Source organism: Escherichia sp. E.sYA108 (assembly GCF_011754335.1).
GTDB lineage: Bacteria > Pseudomonadota > Gammaproteobacteria > Enterobacterales > Enterobacteriaceae > Escherichia > Escherichia coli.
The window spans coordinates 656,633-682,809 of the sequence record NZ_JAAQVZ010000001.1 but is presented as its reverse complement, the minus strand read 5'-3'; the positions used below and the strand labels follow the sequence as shown (position 1 = coordinate 682,809).

At 52.5% G+C, this 26,177-nt stretch carries 20 protein-coding genes, 1 tRNA gene and 1 pseudogene; 15 read left to right on the top strand and 7 right to left on the bottom strand.

Annotated features, from left to right (window positions below; all coding sequences use genetic code 11):
* Window positions 1-99 precede the first annotated feature (99 nt).
* Window positions 100-1,941, top strand: coding sequence for an RNA polymerase sigma factor RpoD (gene rpoD, locus HBM92_RS03305; protein WP_000437380.1), 1,842 nt, complete (start codon window positions 100-102; stop codon window positions 1,939-1,941).
* A 77-nt stretch (window positions 1,942-2,018) separates the two neighbouring features.
* Here rpoD and mug read toward each other — a convergent pair whose 3' ends face one another.
* Window positions 2,019-2,525 (bottom strand): G/U mismatch-specific DNA glycosylase, encoded by a 507-nt coding sequence (gene mug, locus HBM92_RS03300; RefSeq protein ID WP_000228937.1) that lies wholly within the window; start codon window positions 2,523-2,525, stop codon window positions 2,019-2,021.
* 124 nt (window positions 2,526-2,649) lie between these two features.
* Between mug and HBM92_RS03295 the strand changes: the two genes are divergently transcribed.
* Window positions 2,650-2,725: transfer RNA gene (locus HBM92_RS03295), tRNA-Ile, on the top strand.
* 53 nt (window positions 2,726-2,778) lie between these two features.
* Here HBM92_RS03295 and nfeF read toward each other — a convergent pair.
* Window positions 2,779-3,543, bottom strand: coding sequence for an NADPH-dependent ferric chelate reductase NfeF (gene nfeF, locus HBM92_RS03290; protein ID WP_001443216.1), 765 nt, complete (start codon window positions 3,541-3,543; stop codon window positions 2,779-2,781).
* Between the two features lie 287 nt (window positions 3,544-3,830).
* Here nfeF and nfeR point away from each other — a divergent pair, with 287 nt between their 5' ends.
* Window positions 3,831-4,454, top strand: a complete 624-nt coding sequence (gene nfeR / locus HBM92_RS03285) for a DNA-binding transcriptional regulator NfeR (protein WP_000018005.1) — start codon at window positions 3,831-3,833, stop codon at window positions 4,452-4,454.
* Between the two features lie 153 nt (window positions 4,455-4,607).
* On the opposite strand, the gene aer is transcribed toward nfeR, so the two are convergent.
* Complete coding sequence (aer, locus tag HBM92_RS03280) at window positions 4,608-6,128, bottom strand: aerotaxis sensor receptor Aer (protein WP_000094725.1); 1,521 nt, start codon at window positions 6,126-6,128, stop codon at window positions 4,608-4,610.
* Between the two features lie 417 nt (window positions 6,129-6,545).
* Here aer and ygjG point away from each other — a divergent pair, with 417 nt between their 5' ends.
* On the top strand, window positions 6,546-7,925 hold the full coding sequence (ygjG, locus tag HBM92_RS03275; RefSeq protein ID WP_032140966.1) for a putrescine aminotransferase: 1,380 nt from the start codon (window positions 6,546-6,548) through the stop codon (window positions 7,923-7,925).
* Window positions 7,926-7,966: 41 nt separating this feature from the next.
* Here ygjG and HBM92_RS03270 read toward each other — a convergent pair whose 3' ends face one another.
* Complete coding sequence (locus HBM92_RS03270; protein ID WP_000450588.1) at window positions 7,967-8,299, bottom strand: tRNA-binding protein; 333 nt, start codon at window positions 8,297-8,299, stop codon at window positions 7,967-7,969.
* A gap of 218 nt (window positions 8,300-8,517) precedes the next feature.
* Between HBM92_RS03270 and ebgR the strand changes: the two genes are divergently transcribed.
* From ebgR to fadH, 7 genes are all read left to right on the top strand, one after another.
* Window positions 8,518-9,501 (top strand): transcriptional regulator EbgR, encoded by a 984-nt coding sequence (gene ebgR / locus HBM92_RS03265; RefSeq protein ID WP_000212436.1) that lies wholly within the window; start codon window positions 8,518-8,520, stop codon window positions 9,499-9,501.
* A gap of 183 nt (window positions 9,502-9,684) precedes the next feature.
* On the top strand, window positions 9,685-12,777 hold the full coding sequence (ebgA, locus tag HBM92_RS03260) for a beta-galactosidase subunit alpha (RefSeq protein ID WP_001082836.1): 3,093 nt from the start codon (window positions 9,685-9,687) through the stop codon (window positions 12,775-12,777).
* Window positions 12,774-13,223, top strand: a complete 450-nt coding sequence (locus HBM92_RS03255) for a beta-galactosidase subunit beta (protein ID WP_001219954.1) — start codon at window positions 12,774-12,776, stop codon at window positions 13,221-13,223. The genes ebgA and HBM92_RS03255 overlap by 4 nt, the downstream gene beginning before the upstream one ends.
* Window positions 13,224-13,285: 62 nt before the next feature.
* A complete protein-coding gene (locus tag HBM92_RS03250; RefSeq protein WP_001285446.1) occupies window positions 13,286-14,719 on the top strand; it encodes an amino acid permease in 1,434 nt (477 codons plus the stop codon).
* A 133-nt stretch (window positions 14,720-14,852) separates the two neighbouring features.
* A complete protein-coding gene (gene ygjJ / locus HBM92_RS03245) occupies window positions 14,853-15,923 on the top strand; it encodes a protein YgjJ (RefSeq protein ID WP_000767679.1) in 1,071 nt (356 codons plus the stop codon).
* A 16-nt stretch (window positions 15,924-15,939) separates the two neighbouring features.
* On the top strand, window positions 15,940-18,291 hold the full coding sequence (ygjK, locus tag HBM92_RS03240; protein WP_000695438.1) for an alpha-glucosidase: 2,352 nt from the start codon (window positions 15,940-15,942) through the stop codon (window positions 18,289-18,291).
* 225 nt (window positions 18,292-18,516) lie between these two features.
* On the top strand, window positions 18,517-20,535 hold the full coding sequence (gene fadH / locus HBM92_RS03235) for an NADPH-dependent 2,4-dienoyl-CoA reductase (protein WP_000121468.1): 2,019 nt from the start codon (window positions 18,517-18,519) through the stop codon (window positions 20,533-20,535).
* 44 nt (window positions 20,536-20,579) lie between these two features.
* On the opposite strand, the gene higA is transcribed toward fadH, so the two are convergent.
* From higA to rlmG, 3 genes and pseudogenes are all read right to left on the bottom strand, one after another.
* Window positions 20,580-20,996, bottom strand: a complete 417-nt coding sequence (gene higA, locus HBM92_RS03230; protein WP_000560266.1) for a type II toxin-antitoxin system antitoxin HigA — start codon at window positions 20,994-20,996, stop codon at window positions 20,580-20,582.
* Window positions 20,993-21,070 (bottom strand): annotated as a pseudogene (locus HBM92_RS03225) (type II toxin-antitoxin system HigB family toxin); the annotation flags it as partial. The gene higA and the pseudogene HBM92_RS03225, both read right to left, overlap by 4 nt.
* A 196-nt stretch (window positions 21,071-21,266) precedes the next feature.
* Window positions 21,267-22,403, bottom strand: a complete 1,137-nt coding sequence (rlmG, locus tag HBM92_RS03220) for a 23S rRNA (guanine(1835)-N(2))-methyltransferase RlmG (RefSeq protein ID WP_000018671.1) — start codon at window positions 22,401-22,403, stop codon at window positions 21,267-21,269.
* Between the two features lie 84 nt (window positions 22,404-22,487).
* Here rlmG and HBM92_RS03215 point away from each other — a divergent pair, with 84 nt between their 5' ends.
* The 4 genes from HBM92_RS03215 to alx all read left to right on the top strand — a co-directional run bounded on the left by HBM92_RS03215 (window position 22,488) and on the right by alx (window position 26,074).
* A complete protein-coding gene (locus HBM92_RS03215; protein ID WP_001305117.1) occupies window positions 22,488-22,991 on the top strand; it encodes a M48 family metallopeptidase in 504 nt (167 codons plus the stop codon).
* 76 nt (window positions 22,992-23,067) lie between these two features.
* Entirely contained in the window at window positions 23,068-23,760 is a 693-nt protein-coding gene (locus HBM92_RS03210; RefSeq protein ID WP_000942555.1) for a vancomycin high temperature exclusion protein, read from the top strand.
* 78 nt (window positions 23,761-23,838) lie between these two features.
* The gene (locus HBM92_RS03205; protein ID WP_001529412.1) at window positions 23,839-24,825 is read left to right on the top strand and encodes a Gfo/Idh/MocA family protein; all 987 of its coding nucleotides are present in this window, start codon (window positions 23,839-23,841) and stop codon (window positions 24,823-24,825) included.
* 283 nt (window positions 24,826-25,108) lie between these two features.
* Complete coding sequence (gene alx / locus HBM92_RS03200) at window positions 25,109-26,074, top strand: TerC family membrane protein Alx (RefSeq protein ID WP_001098826.1); 966 nt, start codon at window positions 25,109-25,111, stop codon at window positions 26,072-26,074.
* Window positions 26,075-26,177: the final 103 nt, after the last annotated feature.

Here is a 26,177-nt window from a genome sequence, read left to right as displayed (position 1 = left end):
TTGGCGGTAAACAACCGTTGGATTTCAGCGTTAACAGCTGAAGGACATCGGGTCAATCGCCCAACACCAACCTCATGAAATAAGTGTGGATACCGTCTTATGGAGCAAAACCCGCAGTCACAGCTGAAACTTCTTGTCACCCGTGGTAAGGAGCAAGGCTATCTGACCTATGCCGAGGTCAATGACCATCTGCCGGAAGATATCGTCGATTCAGATCAGATCGAAGACATCATCCAAATGATCAACGACATGGGCATTCAGGTGATGGAAGAAGCACCGGATGCCGATGATCTGATGCTGGCTGAAAACACCGCGGACGAAGATGCTGCCGAAGCCGCCGCGCAGGTGCTTTCCAGCGTGGAATCTGAAATCGGGCGCACGACTGACCCGGTACGCATGTACATGCGTGAAATGGGCACCGTTGAACTGTTGACCCGCGAAGGCGAAATTGACATCGCTAAGCGTATTGAAGACGGGATCAACCAGGTTCAATGCTCCGTTGCTGAATATCCGGAAGCGATCACCTATCTGCTGGAACAGTACGATCGTGTTGAAGCAGAAGAAGCGCGTCTGTCCGATCTGATCACCGGCTTTGTTGACCCGAACGCAGAAGAAGATTTGGCACCTACCGCCACTCACGTCGGTTCTGAGCTTTCCCAGGAAGATCTGGACGATGACGAAGATGAAGACGAAGAAGATGGTGACGACGATACCGCCGATGATGACAACAGCATCGACCCGGAACTGGCTCGCGAAAAATTTGCGGAACTGCGCGCTCAGTACATTGTAACGCGTGACACCATCAAAGCGAAAGGCCGCAGTCACGCTGCCGCTCAGGAAGAGATCCTGAAACTGTCTGAAGTATTCAAACAGTTCCGCCTGGTGCCGAAGCAGTTTGACTACCTGGTCAACAGCATGCGCGTCATGATGGACCGCGTTCGTACGCAAGAACGTCTGATCATGAAGCTCTGCGTTGAGCAGTGCAAAATGCCGAAGAAAAACTTCATTACCCTGTTTACCGGCAACGAAACCAGCGATACCTGGTTCAACGCGGCAATTGCGATGAACAAGCCGTGGTCGGAAAAACTGCACGATGTCTCTGAAGAAGTGCATCGCGCCCTGCAGAAACTGCAGCAGATTGAAGAAGAAACCGGCCTGACCATCGAGCAGGTTAAAGATATCAACCGTCGTATGTCCATCGGTGAAGCGAAAGCCCGCCGTGCGAAGAAAGAGATGGTTGAAGCGAACTTGCGTCTGGTTATTTCTATCGCTAAGAAATACACCAACCGTGGCTTGCAGTTCCTTGACCTGATTCAGGAAGGTAACATCGGTCTGATGAAAGCGGTTGATAAATTCGAATACCGCCGTGGTTACAAGTTCTCCACCTACGCAACCTGGTGGATCCGTCAGGCGATCACCCGTTCTATCGCGGATCAGGCGCGCACCATCCGTATTCCGGTGCATATGATTGAGACTATCAACAAGCTCAACCGTATTTCTCGCCAGATGCTGCAAGAGATGGGCCGTGAACCAACGCCGGAAGAACTGGCTGAACGCATGCTGATGCCGGAAGACAAGATCCGCAAAGTGCTGAAGATCGCCAAAGAGCCAATCTCCATGGAAACGCCGATCGGTGATGATGAAGATTCGCATCTGGGGGATTTCATCGAGGATACCACCCTCGAGCTGCCGCTGGATTCTGCGACCACCGAAAGCCTGCGTGCGGCAACGCACGACGTGCTGGCTGGCCTGACCGCGCGTGAAGCGAAAGTTCTGCGTATGCGTTTCGGTATCGATATGAACACCGACCACACGCTGGAAGAAGTGGGTAAACAGTTCGACGTTACCCGCGAACGTATCCGTCAGATCGAAGCGAAGGCGCTGCGCAAACTGCGTCACCCGAGCCGTTCTGAAGTGCTGCGTAGCTTCCTGGACGATTAATCGGTAGGCCGGATCAGGTGTTACGCCGCACCCGGCACTAGTCCCTCCGCACAAACGCCACCTTTTCGGTGGCGTTTTTATCGCCCACGCACCACCAGCGCCTGGTCCAGCTCGCGATACGCTTCAACCAGTTTCTCCAGTGAAACGCGACTTAAACCGCTGGGATTTGGCAGCACCCAAATCTGCGTCGAACCAATGGTGAGAGTTTGTTTCCCCCACTGTGCACCGCGCTGGCTGAATCCCTGTTCATATGCTTGTTTGCCCAGAATCGCCAACGCCTGCGGCTGATAATCTTCTATTTTTTCAATTAGCTTACGCCCGCCTGCGTGCAGTTCCTGCTTTGACACTTCATTGGCTTGCACCGTTGGACGGTCTACCAGTTTGGTGACGCCACAACGATAATCCAGCAGATGCTGTGCCTCCTGCGGCTTCAACTGACGGTCGGTAAACCCGGCCTGATATATCACCTTCCAGAAGCGGTTTGCCGGATGAGCAAAGGGAAAACCCGTTCCGGCGGATGAAAGACCAGGGTTGATACCGCAAAACACGACCCGTAACCCTGGAGCCAAAATATCCTCAACCATATTTACTCCTTTCTAACATCACCAGGAAAAGTATAACGGATTGAAAATACATTGTTTATAAAAACAGCAGGCGCGCGGTAATGGCTGGATTGCGACACGGAGTTACTTTATAATCCGCTACCATGGCCCCTTAGCTCAGTGGTTAGAGCAGGCGACTCATAATCGCTTGGTCGCTGGTTCAAGTCCAGCAGGGGCCACCAGACATAGCAAAGGCTGACGAGAAATCGTCAGCCTTTTTCTTTTTATATATCAGTTACTTTGCGTGCCAGTAAGCCGCCGCGCGTACCCGCTGTGGGTCATACTGTTCCGCTTCAAAGCGACGGCTTAAATTCTTAACGACTTTGCCTTCGCCGGTTATCCAGATGAAGTAATCATCGGCAGGGATTTGCATCTGCGCCAGACGCGCATCTACCGCCTGCTCATCATGTGCCAGCCATTCGATATTAAAACCATCAAGGTGCGCGAGATAATCCTGACAGGCGTTATCCCGCACGCTAACCAGCGCACTAACTTGCGGTTTAACGGCAAGTTTGCTCAACGTTTCCAGGCGGCGGCGCAGTGCGGGCATTCCGGATTCATCGCAGACATACAGCTGATACGCGTAATCCTCTGGCACCACCAGCGAACCGCGCGGACCTGCCACCGTAAGTTTATCGCCCGGTTTCGCCTGCATCGCCCAGCCGCTGGCGACCCCACCGTCGTGAATAAAGAAATCGATCGCCAGTTCATGGCGTAGTTCGTCATACAGCGGCGTATAGTCACGCGACGGTGGGCGTGGTCCTTCCGGCCAGACGATGCCCTCTTCCGTTACCGTTGGCGGCACAAAGTGAGTGCCTGGTTGAGGAAAGAAGAGCTTGCTGTGATCGTCAAAGCCGCGCGATGTAAAACCGTCCAGCGCCTCGCCGCCAAGGACAATGCGCTGAAAACCGGCGCTGATACGCTCAACGCGTAGCACAGTCAGTTCACGGAAGCGCAGATCATTGCGAACGCGCTGCGGGTAGCGGGGGGAGTTATTCATTGTTATCGCCTTCATGATGGTAATCAGATATATCTAAATAAATTCCACAAATGATAATGATTGTTAATCATGATAAATGCAAGTGATTTGTAGCACTGATATATCTGTAGTCTGATAAGACGCGCAACCTCTTATCAAGCATCATTGCTCAATGCCGGATGCGGCGTGAACGCCTTATCCGGCCTACATGTTGAGTAAACCTGCGTTTAAAAATCATTTTTGTACTTGCAGTAATGCTTATATCAGATATAAATTAGATATATCTAATTAAGCAAAAGGAGGCTGATATGAGCCATCATCACGAAGGGTGTTGTAAACATGAAGGCCAGCCACGCCATGAGGGCTGCTGCAAAGGTGAGAAGTCAGAACACGAGCACTGCGGACACGGTCACCAGCATGAACACGGTCAATGCTGCGGTGGTCGCCACGGTCGCGGCGGCGGTCGTCGACAACGTTTCTTTGGTCACGGTGAATTGCGTCTGGTGATTCTGGATATTCTCTCGCGCGATGACAGCCACGGTTACGAGTTGATTAAAGCGATTGAAAATCTGACCCAGGGGAATTACACCCCAAGCCCGGGCGTCATCTACCCGACGCTGGATTTTCTGCAGGAGCAGTCGCTGATTACCATTCGCGAAGAGGAAGGTGGTAAGAAGCAGATTGCGCTGACCGAACAAGGCGCGCAGTGGCTGGAAGAAAACCGCGAACAGGTAGAGATGATTGAAGAACGCATCAAAGCGCGTTGCGTTGGCGCTGCGCTGCGCCAGAACCCGCAAATGAAGCGGGCGCTGGATAATTTTAAAGCGGTGCTGGATTTACGCGTCAACCAGAGCGATATCACTGATGCACAAATAAAAAAGATCATTGCGGTGATCGACCGCGCCGCTTTTGATATTACGCAACTGGATTAATCGCCGCATCCGCCAGTGGCGCGGTGCAATTGCCGGATGCGACGCTTGACGCGCCTTATCCGGCCTACACCCGCTACACACCCCGTAGGCCTGATAAGATGCGCCAGCATCGCATCAGGCATTGTGCTCCAACCGCTGGATCCGGCATACCGATTAATGCAGCACCGTCACCGCGTCTTCCAGTCGGCTGGCGCGGTGTTTCACCATCGCCGACACCTGCGCACTCTCTTCCACCAACTCGGCGTTTTTCTGGGTGATCAGGTTAAGCTCATCCACTGCACGGGTCAGGCTGGAAAGCCCATCGGCCTGTTCCAGCGTTGAATGGCTAATCTGAGCTATCAACTGGGTGACGTTTTTTACCTGCGCCACAATATCTTCCATCGTCCGTCCGGCGGCGTGTACCTGCTGCGAACCAGATTGCACCTTATCAGCACTGGCATCAATCAGCTTGCGAATATCGTTGGCAGCATTGGCGCTGCGGCTGGCTAAATGACGCACTTCCCCCGCCACCACTGCAAAACCTTTGCCCTGTTCGCCGGCACGCGCCGCTTCCACCGCCGCATTCAGGGCCAGAATATTGGTCTGAAACGCAATATCGTTAATCAGCGAAGTAATGGTGCCAATGCGCTGGGTACTGTCGGCAATATCGTCCATTGTCTTGATCACCGTAGTCATCGCCTCCCCGCCCTGCACTGCCGCATTACTGGCGGTGATAGAAAGTTTATCGGCAGCCGACGCCGTGGCAGAGTTCTGTTTCACCGACGCCGCCATTTGGTTCATGGTCGCCACCGTTTGCTGAACGTTATCAACTGTCTGCTGGGTATGTTCGTTCAGTTCATCGGTGCCTTTCGCCAGCGTCTCACTGCCGTTTCTGACACTGGACACCTGGCTTGAGACATCATTAATTAGCCAACGGCACATCAGGCCAAGCTGCCCTACCGCACGTAATGTCAGCCCCAGCTCATCGCTGCGCTTCAGATGCTCAACACTATTACGCTCTCCGGTCGCCACCTTCAGTGCCTGACGGGCGACATTTTCTATCGGGCGGACAATCTGCCATTCAAAACAAGCGCTTGCCAACAATACCACTAATGCACAGAGGATATACGTCACCACCGGGGCAGCAACAAACCAGAGCATGGCCGCCAGCAAGATAAACATCAGGGTCATCACTCCACGCGCCCGCCAGCGAAGCGGTAATGAAGGCAGTTTTCCCAACCAACCTTTACGCACCACCAGGCCTTTATGAATACGCTTACTGGTCCGTCCGGCGTTCAACGCTTTGTACAGCGGCTCCACCGCCGCGATCTCTTCATCCGTCGCCCGGGTACGAATCGACATATAGCCACTGATTTTTCCCTCGCGCACCATCGGTACCGCATTGGCCCGCACCCAATAATGGTCGCCATTTTTGCGGCGATTTTTCACGATGCCGCTCCAGGGCTCCCCTTTTTTCAGGGTGAACCACATATCCGCAAACGCCGCTTTTGGCATATCCGGGTGACGCACCATGTTGTGCGGTTGCCCCTGTAACTCCTGCAAGGTATAGCCGCTCACCTGCACAAAAGTGTCATTAGCATGAGTGATATAGCTTTGCAGATCGGTAGTGGACATCAGAGTGGTGTCGTCCGCCAGCGGGGTATTTTGCTGGGTGACATACGGATGAGAAGACATGTTCGCGTCCTGTGCAGGTTATATGGTTGTTAACTTCTTGTCAGAGTTTATGTCGGCCCCGCTGCGGTTATCTTTAACCAATTAATTTGATTTAGATCGCAATTTGCGACTAAAGCACAAATCTAATTCCTTGATTTAAAATACTTTCACTCTGTTACTATACGAAAACGTTAATTACCTTGCCCAAAAATCAGGCAATTATTGCCCTGAAAGCGTGCATTTGCGCAGCAATCATCAAATCCATACCCGACAAAAACCGTGCAAAATAACAGCAAATGTTAGCAAATAGCATTAAATATTGCGCAAATGATAACCACATTTGTGTTTATCCCGATTTTCGCGATCGCAGCCGGAGTGGCGCAATCCCTGCAATACTTAAATCGGTATCATGTGATACGCGAGCCTCCGGAGCATATTTTGAACAGGTTACCTTCGAGCGCATCAGCTTTAGCGTGCAGCGCCCACGCCCTGAATCTCATTGAAAAGCGAACGTTGGATCATGAGGAGATGAAAGCACTTAACCGGGAGGTGATTGAATACTTCAAAGAGCATGTCAATCCGGGGTTTTTAGAGTATCGCAAATCTGTTACCGCCGGCGGGGATTACGGAGCCGTAGAGTGGCAAGCGGGAGGTTTAAATACGCTTGTCGACACCCAGGGACAGGAGTTTATCGACTGCCTGGGAGGTTTTGGAATTTTCAACGTGGGGCACCGTAATCCAGTTGTGGTTTCCGCCGTACAGAATCAACTTGCGAAACAACCGCTTCACAGCCAGGAGCTGCTTGATCCGTTACGGGCGATGCTGGCGAAAACCCTTGCGGCGCTAACGCCCGGTAAACTGAAATACAGCTTCTTCTGTAATAGCGGCACCGAATCCGTTGAAGCGGCGCTGAAGCTGGCGAAGGCTTATCAGTCACCGCGCGGCAAGTTTACTTTTATTGCCACCAGCGGCGCGTTCCACGGTAAATCACTTGGCGCGCTGTCGGCCACGGCGAAATCGACCTTCCGCAAACCTTTTATGCCACTGCTGCCAGGGTTTCGTCATGTACCGTTTGGCAATATCGAAGCCATGCTCACGGCTCTTAACGAGTGCAAAAAAACCGGTGATGATGTTGCTGCGGTGATCCTCGAACCGATTCAGGGCGAAGGTGGCGTAATTCTGCCGCCGCCAGGCTATCTCACCGCCGTGCGTAAGCTGTGCGATGAGTTCGGCGCACTGATGATCCTCGATGAAGTACAAACGGGCATGGGGCGCACGGGCAAGATGTTCGCCTGCGAGCATGAGAACGTACAGCCGGATATCCTCTGCCTTGCCAAAGCGCTCGGCGGTGGCGTGATGCCGATTGGCGCAACTATCGCCACTGAAGAGGTGTTCTCAGTCCTGTTCGACAATCCGTTCCTGCATACCACCACCTTTGGCGGCAACCCGCTGGCCTGTGCGGCGGCGCTGGCGACCATCAATGTGTTGCTGGAGCAGAACTTACCGGCTCAGGCTGAACAAAAAGGCGATATGTTGCTGGACGGTTTCCGTCAACTGGCGCGGGAATATCCCGATCTGGTACAGGAAGCGCGTGGTAAAGGGATGTTGATGGCGATTGAGTTTGTTGATAACGAAATCGGCTATAACTTTGCCAGCGAGATGTTCCGCCAGCGCGTACTGGTGGCCGGAACACTCAACAACGCTAAAACGATCCGCATTGAACCGCCACTGACACTGACCATTGAACAGTGTGAACTGGTGATCAAAGCGGCGCGTAAGGCGCTGGCGGCCATGCGAGTAAGTGTCGAAGAAGCGTAATATCAAATCGGATGGCGATTCGACGTCGCCATCCGATTGTTTTATACGATACGAACGCCCGCAGGCATCATCCGCTCCGGCGTTAACAACACGCTTTCACTGCCGTCATCGGTTTCCGCACACAGCAGCATGCATTCCGACGTTTCACCGCGCATTTTCGCTTTTTGCAGATTGCATAAGACCACCACCGTTTTCCCCATCAGCTCTTCTTCGCTGTAGTACGGCACCAGGCTGGTCACGGTTTGCAGTGTTTTTTCCCCCACATCAACCTGTACGATGTACAGCTTGTCGGCGTTTTCATGGCGTTTCACTTCCACAATCTTTCCGACGCGCATTTCCAGACGTGCAAAATCAGCGTAAGCCACGGTTTCCATTGTTTCCTCCCTTTGGGTAAAATTTTACTAAACTATAGCAAAAGTTTTTCTCAATCCTGTAGGCTAAAAATGGAGAATGCAGGCGTGATCACATTCGTGAGCCGCTGTGTTACCGTTACAGCGTCAAAGAAACGCGCTTTATTTACTGAAAACAGGTGACCCGATAAGCACTTCCTCTACAATGGGGGCGCACATCAGGGAAAGTAAAAAAGGTAAACATGGCAACACTAAAAGACATCGCAATCGAAGCTGGCGTATCCCTGGCGACAGTATCCAGGGTCTTAAATGACGATCCAACATTGAATGTGAAAGAAGAGACGAAACATCGCATTCTGGAGATCGCCGAAAAGCTGGAGTACAAGACCAGTAGCGCCCGTAAACTCCAGACAGGTGCAGTCAACCAACATCATATTCTGGCTATCTACAGCTACCAGCAGGAGCTGGAGATCAACGATCCTTACTATCTGGCGATCCGCCACGGCATTGAAACTCAGTGCGAAAAGCTGGCGATCGAACTGACCAACTGTTATGAACACAACGGTTTACCAGACATTAAAAACGTCACCGGTATTTTAATTGTCGGCAAACCCACGCCCGCCCTGCGCGCCGCCGCCTGTGCGTTGACCGACAATATCTGTTTTATCGACTTTCACGAACCCGGCAGCGGTTACGATGCGGTGGATATCGATCTGGCACGTATCAGTAAAGAAATCATCGATTTCTATATCAATCAGGGCGTTAATCGTATTGGTTTTATTGGCGGTGAAGACTTACCCGGCAAGGCGGATATTCGTGAGGTCGCCTTTGCGGAATATGGTCGTCTGAAACACGTGGTACGCGAAGAGGATATCTGGCGCGGCGGTTTTTCCAGTTCGTCGGGCTATGAACTGGCAAAACAGATGCTGGCGCAGGAAGACTATCCGAAGGCACTGTTTGTTGCTTCCGATTCCATTGCTATCGGCGTACTGCGGGCAATTCATGAACGTGGCCTGAACATCCCACAGGATATTTCGCTTATCAGCGTTAACGATATCCCCACCGCGCGATTTACCTTTCCGCCGCTCTCCACCGTGCGCATCCATTCCGAGATGATGGGAAGTCAGGGCGTTAACCTGGTGTATGAAAAAGCCCGCGATGGTCGCGCGCTGCCGCTGTTGGTCTTCGTTCCCAGCAAATTAAAACTGCGCGGCACGACCCGTTAAATCCCCTTGCACGCTGTCCAGCAATCGTTTTTGCCGGACAGTGCTGCCGTTTATTTTCGTGATCCAGTTAAAGTAAATGCATTTACTCGCTACTTTTTAGTAAAATTTTTACTAAACTCCCCAGCAATTACACAAACTACCATCACCATGAATGGTTCCGATTTCTCTCTACCGGGAGGCCCTATGAATCGCTGGGAAAACATTCAGCTCACCCACGAAAACCGACTTGCGCCGCGTGCGTACTTTTTTTCATATGATTCTGTTGCGCAGGCTCGTACTTTTGCCCGTGAAACCAGCAGCCTGTTTCTGCCCTTAAGCGGTCAGTGGAATTTCCACTTTTTTGACCATCCGCTGCAAGTGCCAGAAGCCTTCACCTCTGAGTTAATGGCTGACTGGGGGCATATTACCGTCCCCGCCATGTGGCAAATGGAAGGTCACGGCAAACTGCAATATACCGACGAAGGTTTTCCGTTCCCCATCGATGTGCCGTTTGTCCCCAGCGATAACCCAACCGGTGCCTATCAACGTATTTTCACCCTCAGCGACGGCTGGCAGGGTAAACAGACGCTGATTAAATTTGACGGCGTCGAAACCTATTTTGAAGTCTACGTTAACGGTCAGTATGTGGGGTTCAGCAAGGGCAGTCGCCTGACCGCAGAGTTTGACATCAGCGCGATGGTTAAAACCGGCGACAACCTGTTGTGTGTGCGCGTGATGCAATGGGCGGACTCTACCTACGTGGAAGACCAGGATATGTGGTGGTCGGCGGGGATCTTCCGCGATGTTTATCTGATCGGAAAACAACTCACGCACATTAACGATTTCACCGTGCGCACCGACTTTGACGAAGCCTATTGCGATGCCACACTTTCCTGCGAAGTGGTGCTGGAAAATCTCGCCGCCTCCCCTGTCGTCACGACGCTGGAATATACCCTGTTTGATGGCGAACACGTGGTGCACAGCAGCGCCATTGATCATTTGGCAATTGAAAAACTGACCAGCGCCCGCTTTGCTTTTACTGTCGAACAGCCGCAGCAATGGTCAGCAGAATCCCCTTATCTTTACCATCTGGTCATGACGCTGAAAGACGCCGACGGCAACGTTCTGGAAGTGGTGCCACAACGCGTTGGCTTCCGTGATATCAAAGTGCGCGACGGTCTGTTCTGGATCAATAACCGTTATGTGATGCTGCACGGCGTCAACCGCCACGACAACGATCATCGCAAAGGCCGCGCCGTTGGGATGGATCGCGTCGAGAAAGATCTCCAGTTGATGAAGCAGCACAACATCAACTCCGTGCGTACCGCTCACTACCCGAACGATCCACGTTTTTACGAACTGTGCGATATCTACGGCCTGTTTGTGATGGCGGAAACCGACGTCGAATCGCACGGCTTTGCTAATGTCGGCGATATCAGCCGTATTACCGACGATCCGCAGTGGGAAAACGTCTACGTCGAGCGCATTGTTCGCCATATTCACGCGCAGAAAAACCATCCGTCGATCATCATCTGGTCGCTGGGCAATGAATCCGGCTATGGCTGTAACATCCGCGCGATGTACCATGCGGCGAAGGCGCTGGATGACACGCGACTGGTGCATTACGAAGAAGATCGCGATGCTGAAGTGGTCGATATTATTTCCACCATGTACACCCGCGTGCCGCTGATGAATGAGTTTGGTGAATACCCGCATCCGAAGCCGCGCATCATCTGTGAATATGCTCATGCGATGGGGAACGGACCGGGCGGGCTGACGGAGTACCAGAACGTCTTCTATAAGCACGATTGCATTCAGGGACATTATGTCTGGGAATGGTGCGACCACGGGATCCAGGCGCAGGATGACAACGGCAACGTCTGGTACAAATTCGGCGGCGACTACGGCGACTATCCCAACAACTATAACTTCTGTCTTGATGGTTTGATCTATTCCGATCAGACGCCGGGACCAGGCCTGAAAGAGTACAAACAGGTTATTGCGCCGGTAAAAATCCACGCGCTGGATCTGACTCGCGGCGAGTTGAAAGTCGAAAATAAACTGTGGTTTACCACGCTAGATGACTACACCCTGCACGCAGAGGTGCGCGCCGAAGGTGAAACGCTCGCGACGCAACAGATTAAACTGCGCGACGTTGCGCCGAACAGCGAAGCCCCCTTACAGATCACGCTGCCGCAGCTGGACGCCCGCGAAGCGTTCCTCAACATTACGGTGACCAAAGATTCCCGCACCCGCTACAGCGAAGCCGGGCATTCTATCGCCACTTATCAGTTCCCGCTGAAGGAAAACACCGCGCAGCCTGTACCTTTCGCACCGAATAACGCCCGTCCGCTGACGCTGGAAGACGATCGTTTGAGCTGTACTGTTCGCGGCTACAACTTTGCGATCACCTTCTCAAAAACGAGTGGTAAACCGACATCCTGGCAAGTGAATGGCGAGTCGCTGCTGACCCGCGAGCCAAAGATCAACTTCTTCAAGCCGATGATCGACAACCATAAGCAGGAGTACGAAGGGCTGTGGCAGCCAAATCATTTGCAGATCATGCAGGAGCATCTGCGCGATTTTGTCGTTGAGCAAAGTGATGATGAAGTGTTGCTAGTCAGCCGCACGGTTATTGCCCCACCGGTGTTTGACTTCGGGATGCGCTGCACCTACATCTGGCGCATCGCTGCCGATGGCCAGGTTAACGTGGCGCTTTCCGGCGAACGTTATGGCGACTATCCGCACATCATTCCGTGCATCGGTTTCACCATGGGAATTAACGGCGAATACGACCAGGTGGCGTATTACGGACGTGGACCGGGCGAAAACTACGCCGACAGCCAGCAGGCTAACATCATCGATATCTGGCGCAGCACCGTCGATGCCATGTTCGAGAACTATCCCTTCCCGCAGAACAACGGTAACCGTCAGCATGTCCGCTGGACGGCACTGACTAACCGCCACGGCAACGGTCTGCTGGTGGTTCCGCAGCGACCAATTAACTTCAGCGCCTGGCACTATACCCAGGAAAACATCCACGCTGCCCAGCACTGTAACGAGCTGCAGCGCAGTGATGACATCACTCTGAATCTCGACCACCAGCTGCTTGGCCTCGGCTCCAACTCCTGGGGCAGCGAGGTGCTGGACTCCTGGCGCGTCTGGTTCCGTGACTTCAGCTACGGCTTTACGTTGCTGCCGGTTTCTGGCGGAGAAGCTACCGCGCAAAGCCTGGCGTCGTATGAGTTCGGCGCAGGGTTCTTTTCCACGAATTTGCACAGCGAGAATAAGCAATGAGGATCATCGATAACTTAGAACAGTTCCGCCAGATTTATGCCTCTGGCAAGAAGTGGCAACGATGCGTTGAAGCGATTGAAAATATCGACAACATTCAGCCTGGCGTCGCCCACTCCATCGGTGACTCATTGACTTACCGCGTGGAGACAGACTCCGCGACCGATGCGCTATTTACCGGGCATCGACGCTATTTTGAAGTGCATTACTACCTGCAAGGGCAGCAAAAAATTGAATATGCGCCGAAAGAGACATTACAGGTAGTGGAATATTATCGTGATGAAACTGACCGTGAATATTTAAAAGGCTGCGGAGAAACCGTAGAGGTCCACGAAGGGCAAATCGTTATTTGCGATATCCATGAAGCGTATCGGTTTATCTGCAATAACGCGGTCAAAAAAGTGGTTCTCAAAGTCACCATCGAAGATGGTTATTTCCATAACAAATAACAACTACGGCGGCAAAAGGAGTTTGCCGCCACCGCTACCCTACTCATTTTCGGAGATGTGTTATGTCTGATACCAAACGTAATACAATCGGCAAATTCGGCTTGCTCTCGCTGACTTTTGCCGCCGTTTACAGCTTTAACAACGTTATCAATAATAATATTGAGCTTGGACTGGCCTCGGCACCGATGTTTTTCCTCGCAACAATTTTTTATTTTATTCCCTTCTGTCTGATCATCGCAGAATTTGTTTCGTTAAATAAAAACTCAGAAGCCGGTGTCTACGCGTGGGTAAAAAGTTCGCTGGGCGGACGTTGGGCATTTATTACTGCCTATACCTACTGGTTCGTAAACCTGTTCTTTTTCACCTCGTTGTTGCCGCGCGTTATTGCTTATGCTTCGTATGCCTTCCTCGGCTACGAATATATTATGACGCCGGTTGCCACCACCATTATCAGTATGGTGCTGTTCGCCTTCTCCACCTGGGTTTCCACCAACGGGGCGAAAATGCTGGGGCCAATCACCTCCGTCACTTCAACGCTGATGCTGCTGTTAACGCTCTCCTACATTTTACTGGCAGGTACGGCACTGGTTGGCGGCGTACAGCCTGCCGATCCGATCACCGTTGACGCGATGATCCCGAACTTCAACTGGGCGTTCCTCGGCGTGACCACCTGGATCTTTATGGCCGCAGGTGGCGCGGAGTCCGTCGCTGTGTACGTTAACGACGTCAAAGGCGGTTCGAAATCGTTCGTTAAAGTGATCATCCTCGCCGGGATTTTTATCGGCGTACTGTATTCCGTCTCCTCGGTGCTGATTAACGTCTTCGTCAGCAGCAAAGAGTTGAAATTTACTGGCGGATCGGTACAGGTATTCCACGGCATGGCGGCGTATTTTGGTCTACCGGAAGCACTGATGAATCGCTTTGTCGGTCTGGTGTCCTTTACCGCGATGTTCGGTTCCCTGCTGATGTGGACGGCAACGCCGGTGAAAATTTTCTTCTCCGAAATTCCGGAAGGCATCTTTGGTAAGAAAACCGTCGAACTGAACGAAAACGGCGTTCCGGCGCGCGCAGCGTGGATCCAGTTCCTGATCGTCATCCCGCTGATGATTATCCCGATGCTCGGTTCCAATACCGTGCAGGATCTGATGAATACCATTATTAATATGACCGCCGCAGCGTCCATGCTTCCGCCGTTATTCATCATGCTGGCTTACCTGAATTTACGCGCCAAATTAGATCACCTGCCACGCGATTTCCGTATGGGCTCCCGCCGCACCGGTATTATCGTTGTTTCAATGCTGATTGCGATATTTGCCGTAGGGTTTGTCGCTTCGACATTCCCGACTGGCGCGAATATTCTGACCATCATTTTTTATAACGTCGGCGGTATTGTTATCTTCCTCGGCTTTGCGTGGTGGAAATACAGTAAATATATAAAGGGATTAACGGCTGAAGAGCGCCATATTGAGGCGACACCAGCCAGCAATGTTGATTAAGCAGAATAATAAAAAATGAGCAGGCATTTTCCCTCTTCCTGGATGGGGAGAGGGAAAATAGTTTCTGCCTTTATATTTTTATAATTACAACGATAAAAGGCTGTACTTTTTCTTTAGCTCATGGATTAACATAATGAAATTAATCACTGCACCATGCAGAGCATTACTTGCGCTGCCGTTTTGCTACGCCTTTTCTGTGACCGCTGATGAAGCACGTCCGGCAGAACATGACGACACAAAAACCCCCGCAATGACCTCGACATCTTCTCCTTCATTTCGTTTTTACGGCGAATTAGGGGTTGGTGGGTATATGGATTTAGAGGGTGAGAATAAACATAAATACAGCGACGGCACCTATATTGAAGGTGGCCTGGAGATGAAGTACGGCTCCTGGTTCGGCCTGATTTACGGCGAAGGCTGGACCGTGCAGGCCGACCACGACGGTAATGCCTGGGTGCCTGACCATAGCTGGGGTGGTTTCGAAGGTGGGATTAACCGTTTCTATGGCGGTTATCGTACCAATGATGGCACCGAAATCATGCTCAGTCTGCGTCAGGATTCCTCGCTGGATGACCTGCAATGGTGGGGCGATTTCACGCCCGATCTGGGCTACGTCATTCCCAATACCCGCGACATTATGACTGCGCTGAAGGTACAGAACTTAAGCGGCAACTTTCGTTATAGCGTTACCGCCACACCTGCCGGACATCATGACGAAAGCAAAGCCTGGCTACATTTTGGCAAGTACGATCGCTACGACGACAAATACACCTATCCGGCAATGATGAACGGTTACATCCAGTATGACCTTGCAGAAGGTATCACCTGGATGAACGGTCTGGAAATCACCGACGGCACAGGCCAACTCTATCTCACGGGCCTGCTTACCCCTAACTTTGCCGCTCGCGCCTGGCACCATACCGGACGCGCCGACGGGCTGGACGTATCGGGAAGTGAAAGCGGGATGATGGTGAGCGCCATGTATGAAGCGTTAAAGGGCGTTTATCTCTCCACCGCTTACACCTACGCCAAACATCGCCCTGACCACGCTGACGATGAAACCACCTCTTTCATGCAGTTTGGTATCTGGTACGAATACGGCGGCGGACGTTTCGCAACGGCTTTTGATAGCCGCTTCTACATGAAAAATGCCTCTCACGATCCCAGCGACCAACTCTTCCTGATGCAATATTTTTACTGGTAATAAGGACAGTAATCTCATGAAAATAAAAACCATTTTAACGCCAGTAGCCTGTGCTCTGCTGATGAGCTTTTCCGCCCATGCCGCTAACGCTGACAATTATAAAAACGTGATTAACCGTACTGGCGCGCCGCAGTACATGAAGGATTACGATTACGACGATCACCAGCGTTTTAATCCGTTTTTCGATCTCGGAGCCTGGCATGGTCATCTGTTGCCAGACGGCCCGAACACTATGGGCGGCTTTCCTGGCGTTGCGCTGCTGACGGAAGAATACATCAACTTTATGGCCAGCAATTTCGATCGCCTGACCGTCTGGCAAGACGGCAAGAAAGTCGATTTCACGCTGGAGGCATACAGTATTCCCGGCGCGCTGGTGCAAAAGTTGATATCGAAAGATGTACAGGTCGAAATGATTCTGCGCTTCGCCACGCCGCGCACATCACTACTGGAAACCAAAATCACCAGCGATAAACCGCTGGATCTGGTGTGGGATGGTGAACTGCTGGAAAAACTGGAAGCGAAAGAAGGGAAACCGCTTTCCGATAAAACCATTGCTGGCGAGTACCCTGACTATCAGCGCAAAATCAGCGCCACCCGTGATGGCCTGAAAGTCACCTTTGGCAAAGTGCGCGCCACCTGGGATCTGCTGACCTCCGGTGAATCAGAATATCAGGTGCATAAATCCCTGCCAGTGCAGACTGAAATCAACGGCAATCGCTTTACCAGTAAGGCGCATATCAACAGTTCGACGACGCTCTATACCACCTACTCCCATCTGCTGACCGCTCAGGAAGTTAGCAAAGAGCAAATGCAGATCCGCGATATTCTGGCGCGTCCGGCGTTTTATCTCACCGCCTCGCAGCAACGCTGGGAAGAGTATCTGAAGAAAGGGTTAACCAATCCGGATGCGACGCCGGAACAGACGCGCGTCGCGGTGAAAGCCATCGAAACGCTCAACGGTAACTGGCGATCGCCGGGCGGTGCGGTGAAATATAACACCGTCACGCCGTCGGTGACCGGGCGCTGGTTCTCCGGCAATCAGACCTGGCCGTGGGATACCTGGAAGCAGGCGTTTGCGATGGCGCATTTCAATCCGGATATCGCCAAAGAGAATATCCGCGCGGTCTTCTCCTGGCAGATCCAGCCAGGCGACAGCGTGCGTCCGCAGGATGTGGGCTTTGTCCCCGACCTGATAGCGTGGAACCTTAGCCCCGAGCGTGGCGGCGATGGCGGCAACTGGAACGAACGTAACACCAAACCCAGCCTTGCCGCCTGGTCGGTGATGGAAGTGTACAACGTCACCCAGGATAAAACCTGGCTGGCAGAGATGTACCCGAAACTGGTGGCCTATCACGACTGGTGGCTACGTAACCGCGATCACAACGGCAACGGCGTACCGGAATATGGCGCAACCCGCGATAAAGCCCACAATACTGATAATGGCGAGATGCTGTTTACAGTGAAAAAAGGCAATAAAGAAGAGACGCAGTCTGGGCTGAACAACTACGCCCGCGTGGTGGAGAAAGGCCAGTACGACAGTCTGGAAATTCCGGCACAGGTTGCGGCGTCGTGGGAATCGGGGCGTGATGATGCCGCCGTCTTTGGGTTTATCGACAAAGAACAGTTGGATAAATATGTCGCTAACGGCGGCAAACGTAGCGACTGGACGGTGAAATTCGCCGAGAACCGCAGTCAGGACGGAACGTTGCTGGGCTACTCGCTATTGCAGGAGTCGGTGGATCAGGCCAGCTATATGTACAGCGATAACCATTATCTGGCGGAGATGGCGACGATTCTCGGTAAGCCGGAAGAGGCCAAACGCTATCGTCAGTTAGCACAACAGCTCGCGGACTACATCAACACTTGTATGTTCGACCCGACTACACAGTTCTACTATGACGTGCGTATTGAAGATAAACCGCTGGCGAACGGCTGCGCGGGCAAACCGATTGTCGAGCGCGGTAAAGGGCCGGAAGGCTGGTCACCGCTGTTTAACGGTGCGGCAACGCAGGCCAACGCCGACGCGGTGGTGAAGGTGATGCTGGATCCGAAAGAATTCAACACCTTTGTCCCGCTGGGGACGGCAGCGTTAACCAACCCAGCCTTTGGCGCAGATATCTACTGGCGCGGGCGCGTATGGGTGGATCAGTTCTGGTTTGGTCTGAAAGGGATGGAGCGTTACGGTTATCGCGATGACGCCCTGAAACTGGCTGATACGTTCTTCCGGCACGCCAAAGGATTAACCGCCGATGGCCCAATTCAGGAGAATTACAACCCGCTCACTGGCGCGCAGCAAGGCGCACCAAATTTCTCCTGGAGTGCCGCGCATTTGTATATGTTGTATAACGATTTTTTTCGTAAGCAGTAATTAGCAACGGCTGGCGGATGCGGCGTAAACGCCTTATCCGCCCTACATGTGCAATCCCCCAGGCCGGATAAGACGCGTCAAGCGTCGCATCCGGCGTTACCACCGGGCGTATTCTTTTTGAATCCCATCACAAACCCCGCACTCCCCTTTTCCCTTTTCTCCGGCGACGGCTAAATTAGAACTCATCCGACCACATAACAATTATTTTACATACTGGACAATTTTATGAGCTACCCGTCGCTGTTCGCCCCGCTGGATTTAGGTTTTACCACGTTAAAAAACCGCGTGTTGATGGGTTCAATGCACACCGGGCTGGAGGAATACCCGGACGGCGCTGAACGGCTGGCAGCGTTTTATGCCGAACGCGCCCGTCACGGCGTGGCGTTGATTGTCAGCGGCGGTATCGCACCAGATTTAACAGGCGTTGGCATGGAAGGCGGTGCAATGCTCAATGACGCCAGCCAGATCCCACACCATCGCACCATTACCGAAGCCGTACATCAGGAAGGCGGCAAAATCGCCCTGCAAATTTTGCATACCGGGCGCTACAGCTACCAACCGCATCTGGTCGCTCCCTCCGCATTGCAGGCCCCCATCAACCGTTTCGTTCCTCACGAACTCACCCATGAAGAGATCCTGCAACTGATCGACGATTTCGCCCACTGCGCGCAATTGGCACGGGAGGCAGGATACGACGGTGTAGAGGTGATGGGGTCCGAAGGGTATTTGATCAACGAATTTCTGACGCTGCGCACCAATCAGCGTAGTGACCAGTGGGGCGGCGATTACCGCAACCGGATGCGGTTTGCCGTAGAAGTAGTGCGTGCGGTGCGCGAACGTGTCGGCAACGACTTCATTATTATCTACCGACTGTCGATGCTCGACCTGGTCGAAGGCGGCGGTACTTTTGCCGAAATGGTAGAGCTGGCGCAGGCCATTGAAGCGGCGGGCGCGACCATTATCAACACCGGCATTGGCTGGCATGAAGCACGTATTCCGACCATTGCCACGCCCGTGCCGCGCGGTGCCTTTAGCTGGGTCACGCGCAAACTGAAAGGCCACGTTTCGCTGCCGCTGGTGACCACCAACCGGATTAACGATCCGCAGGTTGCCGACGATATTCTCTCGCGCGGCGATGCCGATATGGTATCGATGGCGCGACCGTTTCTTGCTGATGCGGAACTGCTGTCAAAAGCGCAATCGGGACGAGCCGATGAGATCAACACTTGTATTGGCTGCAACCAGGCCTGTCTCGATCAGATCTTCGTTGGCAAAGTCACCTCGTGCCTGGTGAATCCTCGCGCCTGCCATGAAACCAAAATGCCAATCCTTCCTGCCGTGCAGAAAAAAAATCTGGCGGTGGTCGGTGCGGGACCTGCTGGGCTGGCGTTTGCCATTAACGCGGCGGCGCGTGGGCATCAGGTAACATTGTTTGATGCGCACAGCGAGATCGGCGGGCAGTTTAATATCGCCAAACAGATCCCCGGCAAAGAGGAGTTTTACGAAACGCAGCGCTATTACCGCCGGATGATCGAAGTGACGGGTGTGACGCTAAAACTCAATCACACCGTGACAGCGGATCAGTTACAGGCGTTCGATGAAACGATCCTCGCCAGTGGGATCGTGCCGCGCGTTCCGCCTATCGACGGGATCGATCATCCGAATGTATTGAGTTATCTCGATGTACTGCGCGACAAAGCGCCGGTGGGCAACAAAGTTGCCATCATCGGTTGTGGCGGAATTGGTTTTGATACGGCGATGTATTTAAGTCAGCCGGGCGAATCCACCAGCCAGAATATCGCCGGGTTCTGTAATGAGTGGGGAATCGACAGTAGCCTGCAACAGGCCGGAGGTTTGAGTCCGCAAGGCATGCAGATCCCCCGTAGCCCACGGCAGATTGTGATGCTCCAGCGCAAAGCCAGCAAACCAGGACAAGGGTTAGGCAAAACCACCGGCTGGATCCATCGCACCACCCTGCTCTCACGCGGCGTGAAAATGATCCCAGGCGTAAGTTACCAGAAGATCGACGATGACGGGCTGCATGTAGTGATCAACGGCGAAACGCAGGTATTAGCAGTGGACAATGTGGTGATCTGCGCGGGGCAGGAGCCAAACCGCGCATTGGCGCAACCGCTGATTGATAGTGGGAAAACTGTGCATTTAATTGGCGGCTGCGATGTAGCTATGGAGCTGGACGCACGGCGGGCAATTGCCCAGGGAACACGGCTGGCGCTAGAGATTTAAATCGTTGTTTGAAGCGCCGGATGCGACGCATCCGGCACGTCGCGTTAATCAATAAACAAGGCGGGAGAAATGCCGAATCGCGTTGCCAGTTTTTTAGCGTGTTCCAGCGTTAATTTCCTCTTCCCGCTCAAAACGCGTGACACCATCGATTTACTGCCAATTTCCGGAAGATCGGAAAGGGTTAAACCATATTGATCCATAAGGGTACGAATCACAGCTATACCGCCAGGCATGGCTTGCGCCATGGCATTAAATTCAGCAAATTCGGGCGCTGATTCTTCCCACGCGGTTATTTTGGCACACACCAGATCCAGCAAGGGGTTTTCAGGATCGTTGAGCAGCAGATGATCTACCAGTTCCAGCGCCTGGGTGTATTGTTCCTCGTTCTGAATACCCGCCAGAAAAGGTGCCACAGCAGTTAGCTTTTCTCCTGCTTGCAAGATGTCGGCAATCGCAATCATTTTTTCCCCTTAGTACGATGAACGGCGGTAAAGAAATCGTATTCTTTATGCGTCATAACTTCACGTATGTAGCATAAACGTTGAACAACGCTAAACAAGAGAATGTAGAGGATGGTGACAGGGATTTTTTGTTTTATGGAAGCGCGATTCCAGAACTGGGCAGACATTGCCGGATGCGACGCTTGCCGCGTCTTATCCGACCTGGGGGTAATGTGCTGAACGTATGCCGGATAAGGCGTTTACGCCGCATCCGGCAGGTAACCCCCAATCTTACCGACGACGCCCCAGCTTCACTGCTTTCAGCACCACAAATTTATTATTCGTGGCGATGGTGGTGCAGTTGCCGAAAATTTTCTTCAGTTTATGGAAGTAATCCAGGTGACGGTTGGCAACGATATACAGCTCGCCGTTGATTTTCAGGCAGCGGCGGGCATGGTGGAACATCTCCCAGGCGACGTTATCGGTCAGCGCATGTTGCTGATGAAACGGCGGGTTGCAGAGCACAGCATTAAAACGGAAAGGCTCCACGCCGGAGAGCGCGTTGTTGATCATAAACTCGCAGCGATCCAACGCCTCGGGCATGTTGGTTTCTACGTTTAACCGGCTGGAAGCAACCGCCATCGGCGATTCATCGACAAACACCACTTTCGCCTGCGGGTTTTTATCGAGCAATGTCAGGCCAATAACGCCATTACCGCAACCGAGATCGACAATCTCACCTTCGAGATTCTCTGGCAGATGTTGCATAAAGAAGCGCGCGCCAATATCCAGCCCAGTGCGGGAGAAAACATTCGCATGGTTGTGGATAGTCCAGTCAGTGCCTTCCAGCTTCCAGCTAACGGTCTGCGGCGCATCGGCCAACGGCGGTTCGTTGAAGGTGCAGTTAATCAGGCGCGCTTTCTTCCATGCCAGCGTGGTGGTGGTCGGGCCGAGCACTTTTTCGAACAGTTCCAGCGTGGAAGTGTGGATGTCACGGGCTTTGGCACCGGCAATAATACGTGTATCCGGCGTGACCACTTTGCGCAGCGCGCGCAGTTGTTGTTCCAGCAACGCCAGTGTTTTCGGTACTTTGATCAGTACCACGCCCGGCTGTTGCGGGTAGTCGGCGGTGCTGTCGAGAAACTTCACGCTCGACTCATCAATCCCGTTGAGGCGTAAATTCTCGCGCGTCGCCAGTTCGCTGATGTATGAGTCGCCAATGCTGTATGGCTTATGTTCCGCCAGCGCACAACTTAACGCACCAAAGGCATCATTCAGGATCAACACCGGGCCGCGGATTTCTGTGTCGTCCAACTGTTGCAGCAAATATTCATCCGCCGCTTCCCACGCCTGTAGTGGGTTTACGTCATCCGTCGCCGGAAAACGTTGTAGTGTCAGTGAACGGAAACCGTTGTCTAAGTGGCTCATCGGCCCTCCTGAATGATAAAATTTCGACGTTGCCCCTGAAAAGGGTGCGTGAGTATACCCTTTTTCTCTTTTTCGTGGGCGGTTATGAGCAATCTTACTTATCTTCAGGGTTATCCCGAGCAGCTACTTTCCCAGGTGCGAACGCTGATAAACGAACAGCGTCTGGGCGATGTGCTGGCAAAACGCTATCCGGGAACACACGACTACGCCACCGATAAAGCCCTCTGGCAATATACTCAGGATCTTAAAAATCAGTTTCTGCGCAATGCCCCGCCGATCACTAAAGTGATGTATGACAACAAGATCCATGTGCTGAAAAATGCGCTCGGGTTACATACCGCTGTTTCGCGTGTGCAGGGCGGCAAGCTGAAAGCAAAGGCGGAGATCCGCGTCGCTACCGTGTTTCGCAACGCGCCGGAACCGTTTTTGCGCATGATCGTGGTGCACGAGTTGGCGCACCTGAAGGAGAAAGAGCATAACAAAGCGTTCTATCAATTGTGCTGCCATATGGAGCCGCAGTACCACCAGCTTGAGTTCGACACCCGGCTGTGGCTAACGCAGTTGTCGCTTGGGCAGGACAAAATCTGAAAATGATGTCAGGCGTTATTTTTTCCTCCTTTAGCGCCTAAAATCGACCTCCTCCCTTTCGTTAAGGATGACGACCATGCTGCGCGCATTTGCCCGCCTTCTTCTCCGTATTTGTTTTTCTCGCCGGACTCTTAAAATTGGCTGTTTATTGTTGCTTATAGCAGGAGCAACCCTTTTTATTGCCGATCGCGTTATGGTCAACGCCAGCCAACAACTGACCTGGAGCGATGTCAACGCCGTTCCGGCGCGGAACGTGGGTTTATTGCTGGGGGCGAGGCCGGGTAATCGCTACTTTACCCGACGTATTGATACCGCAGCAGAGTTGTACCACGCCGGAAAAGTGAAATGGCTGTTAGTTAGTGGCGATAACGGACGTAAAAATTACGATGAAGCGTCAGGAATGCAGCAGGCCTTGATCGCTAAAGGCGTACCAGCAAAAGTGATCTTCTGCGACTATGCCGGATTCTCAACGCTTGATTCGGTGGTGCGTGCCAAAAAGGTGTTTGGTGAAAACCATATCACCATTATCTCGCAAGAATTTCATAATCAACGCGCCATCTGGCTGGCAAAGCAATACGGCATCGACGCTATCGGTTTTAACGCGCCAGACCTCAATATGAAGCACGGTTTTTATACTCAACTGCGGGAGAAACTCGCTCGTGTCAGCGCGGTGATTGACGCAAAAATCCTCCATCGCCAGCCGAAATATCTCGGGCCGTTGGTTATGATTGGGCCGTTTAGTGAGCATGGCTGTCCGGCAAAAGAATAATGCGTATCTGCGCACGTCGAAGATAAAAAAGGCGTGCTACAGTGACGAGAGAATCCCTTTATGGAGTATCCACGCGTTATGATACGTTTCGCTGTGATTGGTACGAACTGGATCACTCGCCAGTTCGTCGAGGCCGCCCATGAGAGCGGTAAATACAAGTTAACCGCCGTTTATTCCCGCAGTCTTGAACAGGCCCAGCACTTCGCCAATGATTTTTCTGTCGAGCATCTGTTTACGTCGCTGGAAGCGATGGCAGAAAGCGATGCCATTGACGCGGTGTATATTGCCAGCCCGAATTCCCTGCACTTTTCCCAGACACAACTTTTCCTTAGTCACAAAATTCATGTGATTTGCGAGAAACCGCTGGCGTCGAATCTGGCGGAAGTGGATGCCGCCATTGCCTGTGCGCGGGAAAATCAGGTGGTGCTGTTTGAGGCATTTAAAACGGCCTACCTGCCGAACTTTCATCTGTTACGCCAGGCGCTGCCGAAAGTCGGCAAACTGCGTAAAGTCTTTTTCAACTATTGCCAGTATTCCTCGCGGTATCAACGTTACCTGGATGGTGAGAATCCCAACACCTTTAATCCGGCATTCTCTAACGGTTCAATTATGGATATCGGCTTTTACTGTCTGGCGTCAGCGGTGGCGTTATTTGGTGAGCCGAAAAGCGTGCAGGCAACCGCCAGTTTGTTGGCAAGCGGCGTAGATGCCCACGGCGTGGTGGTGATGGATTACGGTGATTTCAGCGTTACGTTGCAGCACTCAAAAGTGAGCGATTCTGTCCTGGCAAGCGAGATTCAGGGCGAAGCGGGATCGCTGGTGATTGAAAAACTGTCTGAATGCCAGAAAGTTTGCTTTGTTCCGCGTGGCAGCCAGATGCAGGATCTCACCCAACCGCAGCATATTAATACCATGCTCTACGAAGCAGAGCTGTTCGCTACCCTGGTGGATGAGCATCTGGTGGATCATCCAGGGCTGGCGGTCAGTCGCATCACCGCCAAACTGCTGACCGAGATCCGCCGCCAGACTGGGGTGATTTTTCCGGCAGATAGCGTAAAACTATAAATTGCCAAAGTAAAACAGTGTAAAAGGTATGTAACAGACCATTGACTGACTGAATGGTCTGTCATACTTTGTTACCTGCAAAGGGGAGTAACTTCATTGCCGGTCGATCGTCATTACGATGTGTGAAAAACCACATCCGGTCACCGGGCAACCCGAAAGGAATACGCAGACGTATTCCTTTTTTGTTGTAAGTGAGACCTTGCCGGAAGGCGAGGTCTATGCATAAAAAGCAGCGGCTGACGTCTTCCGACGTTGGCCGTTTTTTTATGTGTAAGGAACTTCTATGAATACTGTCGGCACGCCGTTGCTATGGGGCGGATTCGCTGTTGTTGTCACCATTATGCTGGCTATCGACCTGTTGTTGCAGGGGCGTCGTGGGGCACATGCCATGACCATGAAACAGGCTGCGGCCTGGTCGCTGGTCTGGGTGACGCTGTCGTTACTGTTTAACGCCGCTTTCTGGTGGTATCTGGTGCAAACCGAAGGTCGCGCCGTTGCCGATCCACAGGCACTGGCCTTTCTCACGGGTTATCTGATTGAGAAATCGCTGGCGGTCGATAACGTCTTTGTCTGGCTGATGTTGTTCAGCTATTTCTCTGTTCCGGCGGCATTACAACGCCGCGTGCTGGTGTATGGCGTACTCGGGGCGATTGTTCTGCGTACCATCATGATCTTCACTGGTAGCTGGCTGATTTCACAGTTCGACTGGATCTTGTATATCTTCGGTGCCTTCCTGCTGTTTACCGGCGTGAAGATGGCGCTCGCCCATGAAGATGAATCAGGCATTGGCGACAAGCCGCTGGTGCGCTGGCTACGCGGTCATTTGCGCATGACCGACACCATCGACAACGAGCATTTCTTTGTGCGTAAAAATGGTTTGTTGTATGCCACGCCGCTGATGCTGGTGCTGATTCTGGTGGAGTTGAGCGACGTGATTTTCGCCGTGGATAGTATTCCGGCTATCTTCGCCGTGACCACCGATCCGTTTATTGTGCTGACCTCAAACCTGTTTGCGATCCTCGGCCTGCGTGCGATGTATTTCCTGCTGGCAGGTGTGGCAGAGCGTTTCTCGATGCTCAAATATGGTCTGGCGGTGATTCTGGTGTTTATCGGTATCAAGATGCTGATTGTCGACTTCTACCATATTCCGATCGCCGTCTCGCTGGGCGTGGTGTTTGGCATTCTGGTGATGACGTTTATTATCAACGCCTGGGTGAATTATCGGCATGATAAGCAGCGGGTAGAATAATTTTTAATCTGCCTAAGCCGTGTACTCTGTCATCAACATGAGCACCGTTTTCTCCCTCTCCCCAAAAGGGGCGAGGGGACTGACCGAGTACTTTTTTGACGTT

Excerpts from the sequence above, each read along its gene's own strand:
- rpoD (WP_000437380.1), top strand. The coding sequence starts at position 100 with ATGGAGCAAAACCCGCAGTCACAGCTGAAACTTCTTGTCACCCGTGGT.
- HBM92_RS03250 (WP_001285446.1), top strand. The coding sequence starts at position 13,286 with ATGTCTGATACCAAACGTAATACAATCGGCAAATTCGGCTTGCTCTCG.
- fadH (WP_000121468.1), top strand. The coding sequence starts at position 18,517 with ATGAGCTACCCGTCGCTGTTCGCCCCGCTGGATTTAGGTTTTACCACG.
- nfeF (WP_001443216.1), bottom strand. The coding sequence starts at position 3,543 with ATGAATAACTCCCCCCGCTACCCGCAGCGCGTTCGCAATGATCTGCGC.
- higA (WP_000560266.1), bottom strand. The coding sequence starts at position 20,996 with ATGATTGCGATTGCCGACATCTTGCAAGCAGGAGAAAAGCTAACTGCT.
- HBM92_RS03255 (WP_001219954.1), top strand. The coding sequence starts at position 12,774 with ATGAGGATCATCGATAACTTAGAACAGTTCCGCCAGATTTATGCCTCT.
- HBM92_RS03210 (WP_000942555.1), top strand. The coding sequence starts at position 23,068 with ATGCTGCGCGCATTTGCCCGCCTTCTTCTCCGTATTTGTTTTTCTCGC.
- ebgR (WP_000212436.1), top strand. The coding sequence starts at position 8,518 with ATGGCAACACTAAAAGACATCGCAATCGAAGCTGGCGTATCCCTGGCG.
- ygjK (WP_000695438.1), top strand. The coding sequence starts at position 15,940 with ATGAAAATAAAAACCATTTTAACGCCAGTAGCCTGTGCTCTGCTGATG.
- HBM92_RS03270 (WP_000450588.1), bottom strand. The coding sequence starts at position 8,299 with ATGGAAACCGTGGCTTACGCTGATTTTGCACGTCTGGAAATGCGCGTC.
- HBM92_RS03205 (WP_001529412.1), top strand. The coding sequence starts at position 23,839 with ATGATACGTTTCGCTGTGATTGGTACGAACTGGATCACTCGCCAGTTC.
- ygjJ (WP_000767679.1), top strand. The coding sequence starts at position 14,853 with ATGAAATTAATCACTGCACCATGCAGAGCATTACTTGCGCTGCCGTTT.
- mug (WP_000228937.1), bottom strand. The coding sequence starts at position 2,525 with ATGGTTGAGGATATTTTGGCTCCAGGGTTACGGGTCGTGTTTTGCGGT.
- HBM92_RS03215 (WP_001305117.1), top strand. The coding sequence starts at position 22,488 with ATGAGCAATCTTACTTATCTTCAGGGTTATCCCGAGCAGCTACTTTCC.
- nfeR (WP_000018005.1), top strand. The coding sequence starts at position 3,831 with ATGAGCCATCATCACGAAGGGTGTTGTAAACATGAAGGCCAGCCACGC.
- alx (WP_001098826.1), top strand. The coding sequence starts at position 25,109 with ATGAATACTGTCGGCACGCCGTTGCTATGGGGCGGATTCGCTGTTGTT.
- aer (WP_000094725.1), bottom strand. The coding sequence starts at position 6,128 with ATGTCTTCTCATCCGTATGTCACCCAGCAAAATACCCCGCTGGCGGAC.
- rlmG (WP_000018671.1), bottom strand. The coding sequence starts at position 22,403 with ATGAGCCACTTAGACAACGGTTTCCGTTCACTGACACTACAACGTTTT.
- ebgA (WP_001082836.1), top strand. The coding sequence starts at position 9,685 with ATGAATCGCTGGGAAAACATTCAGCTCACCCACGAAAACCGACTTGCG.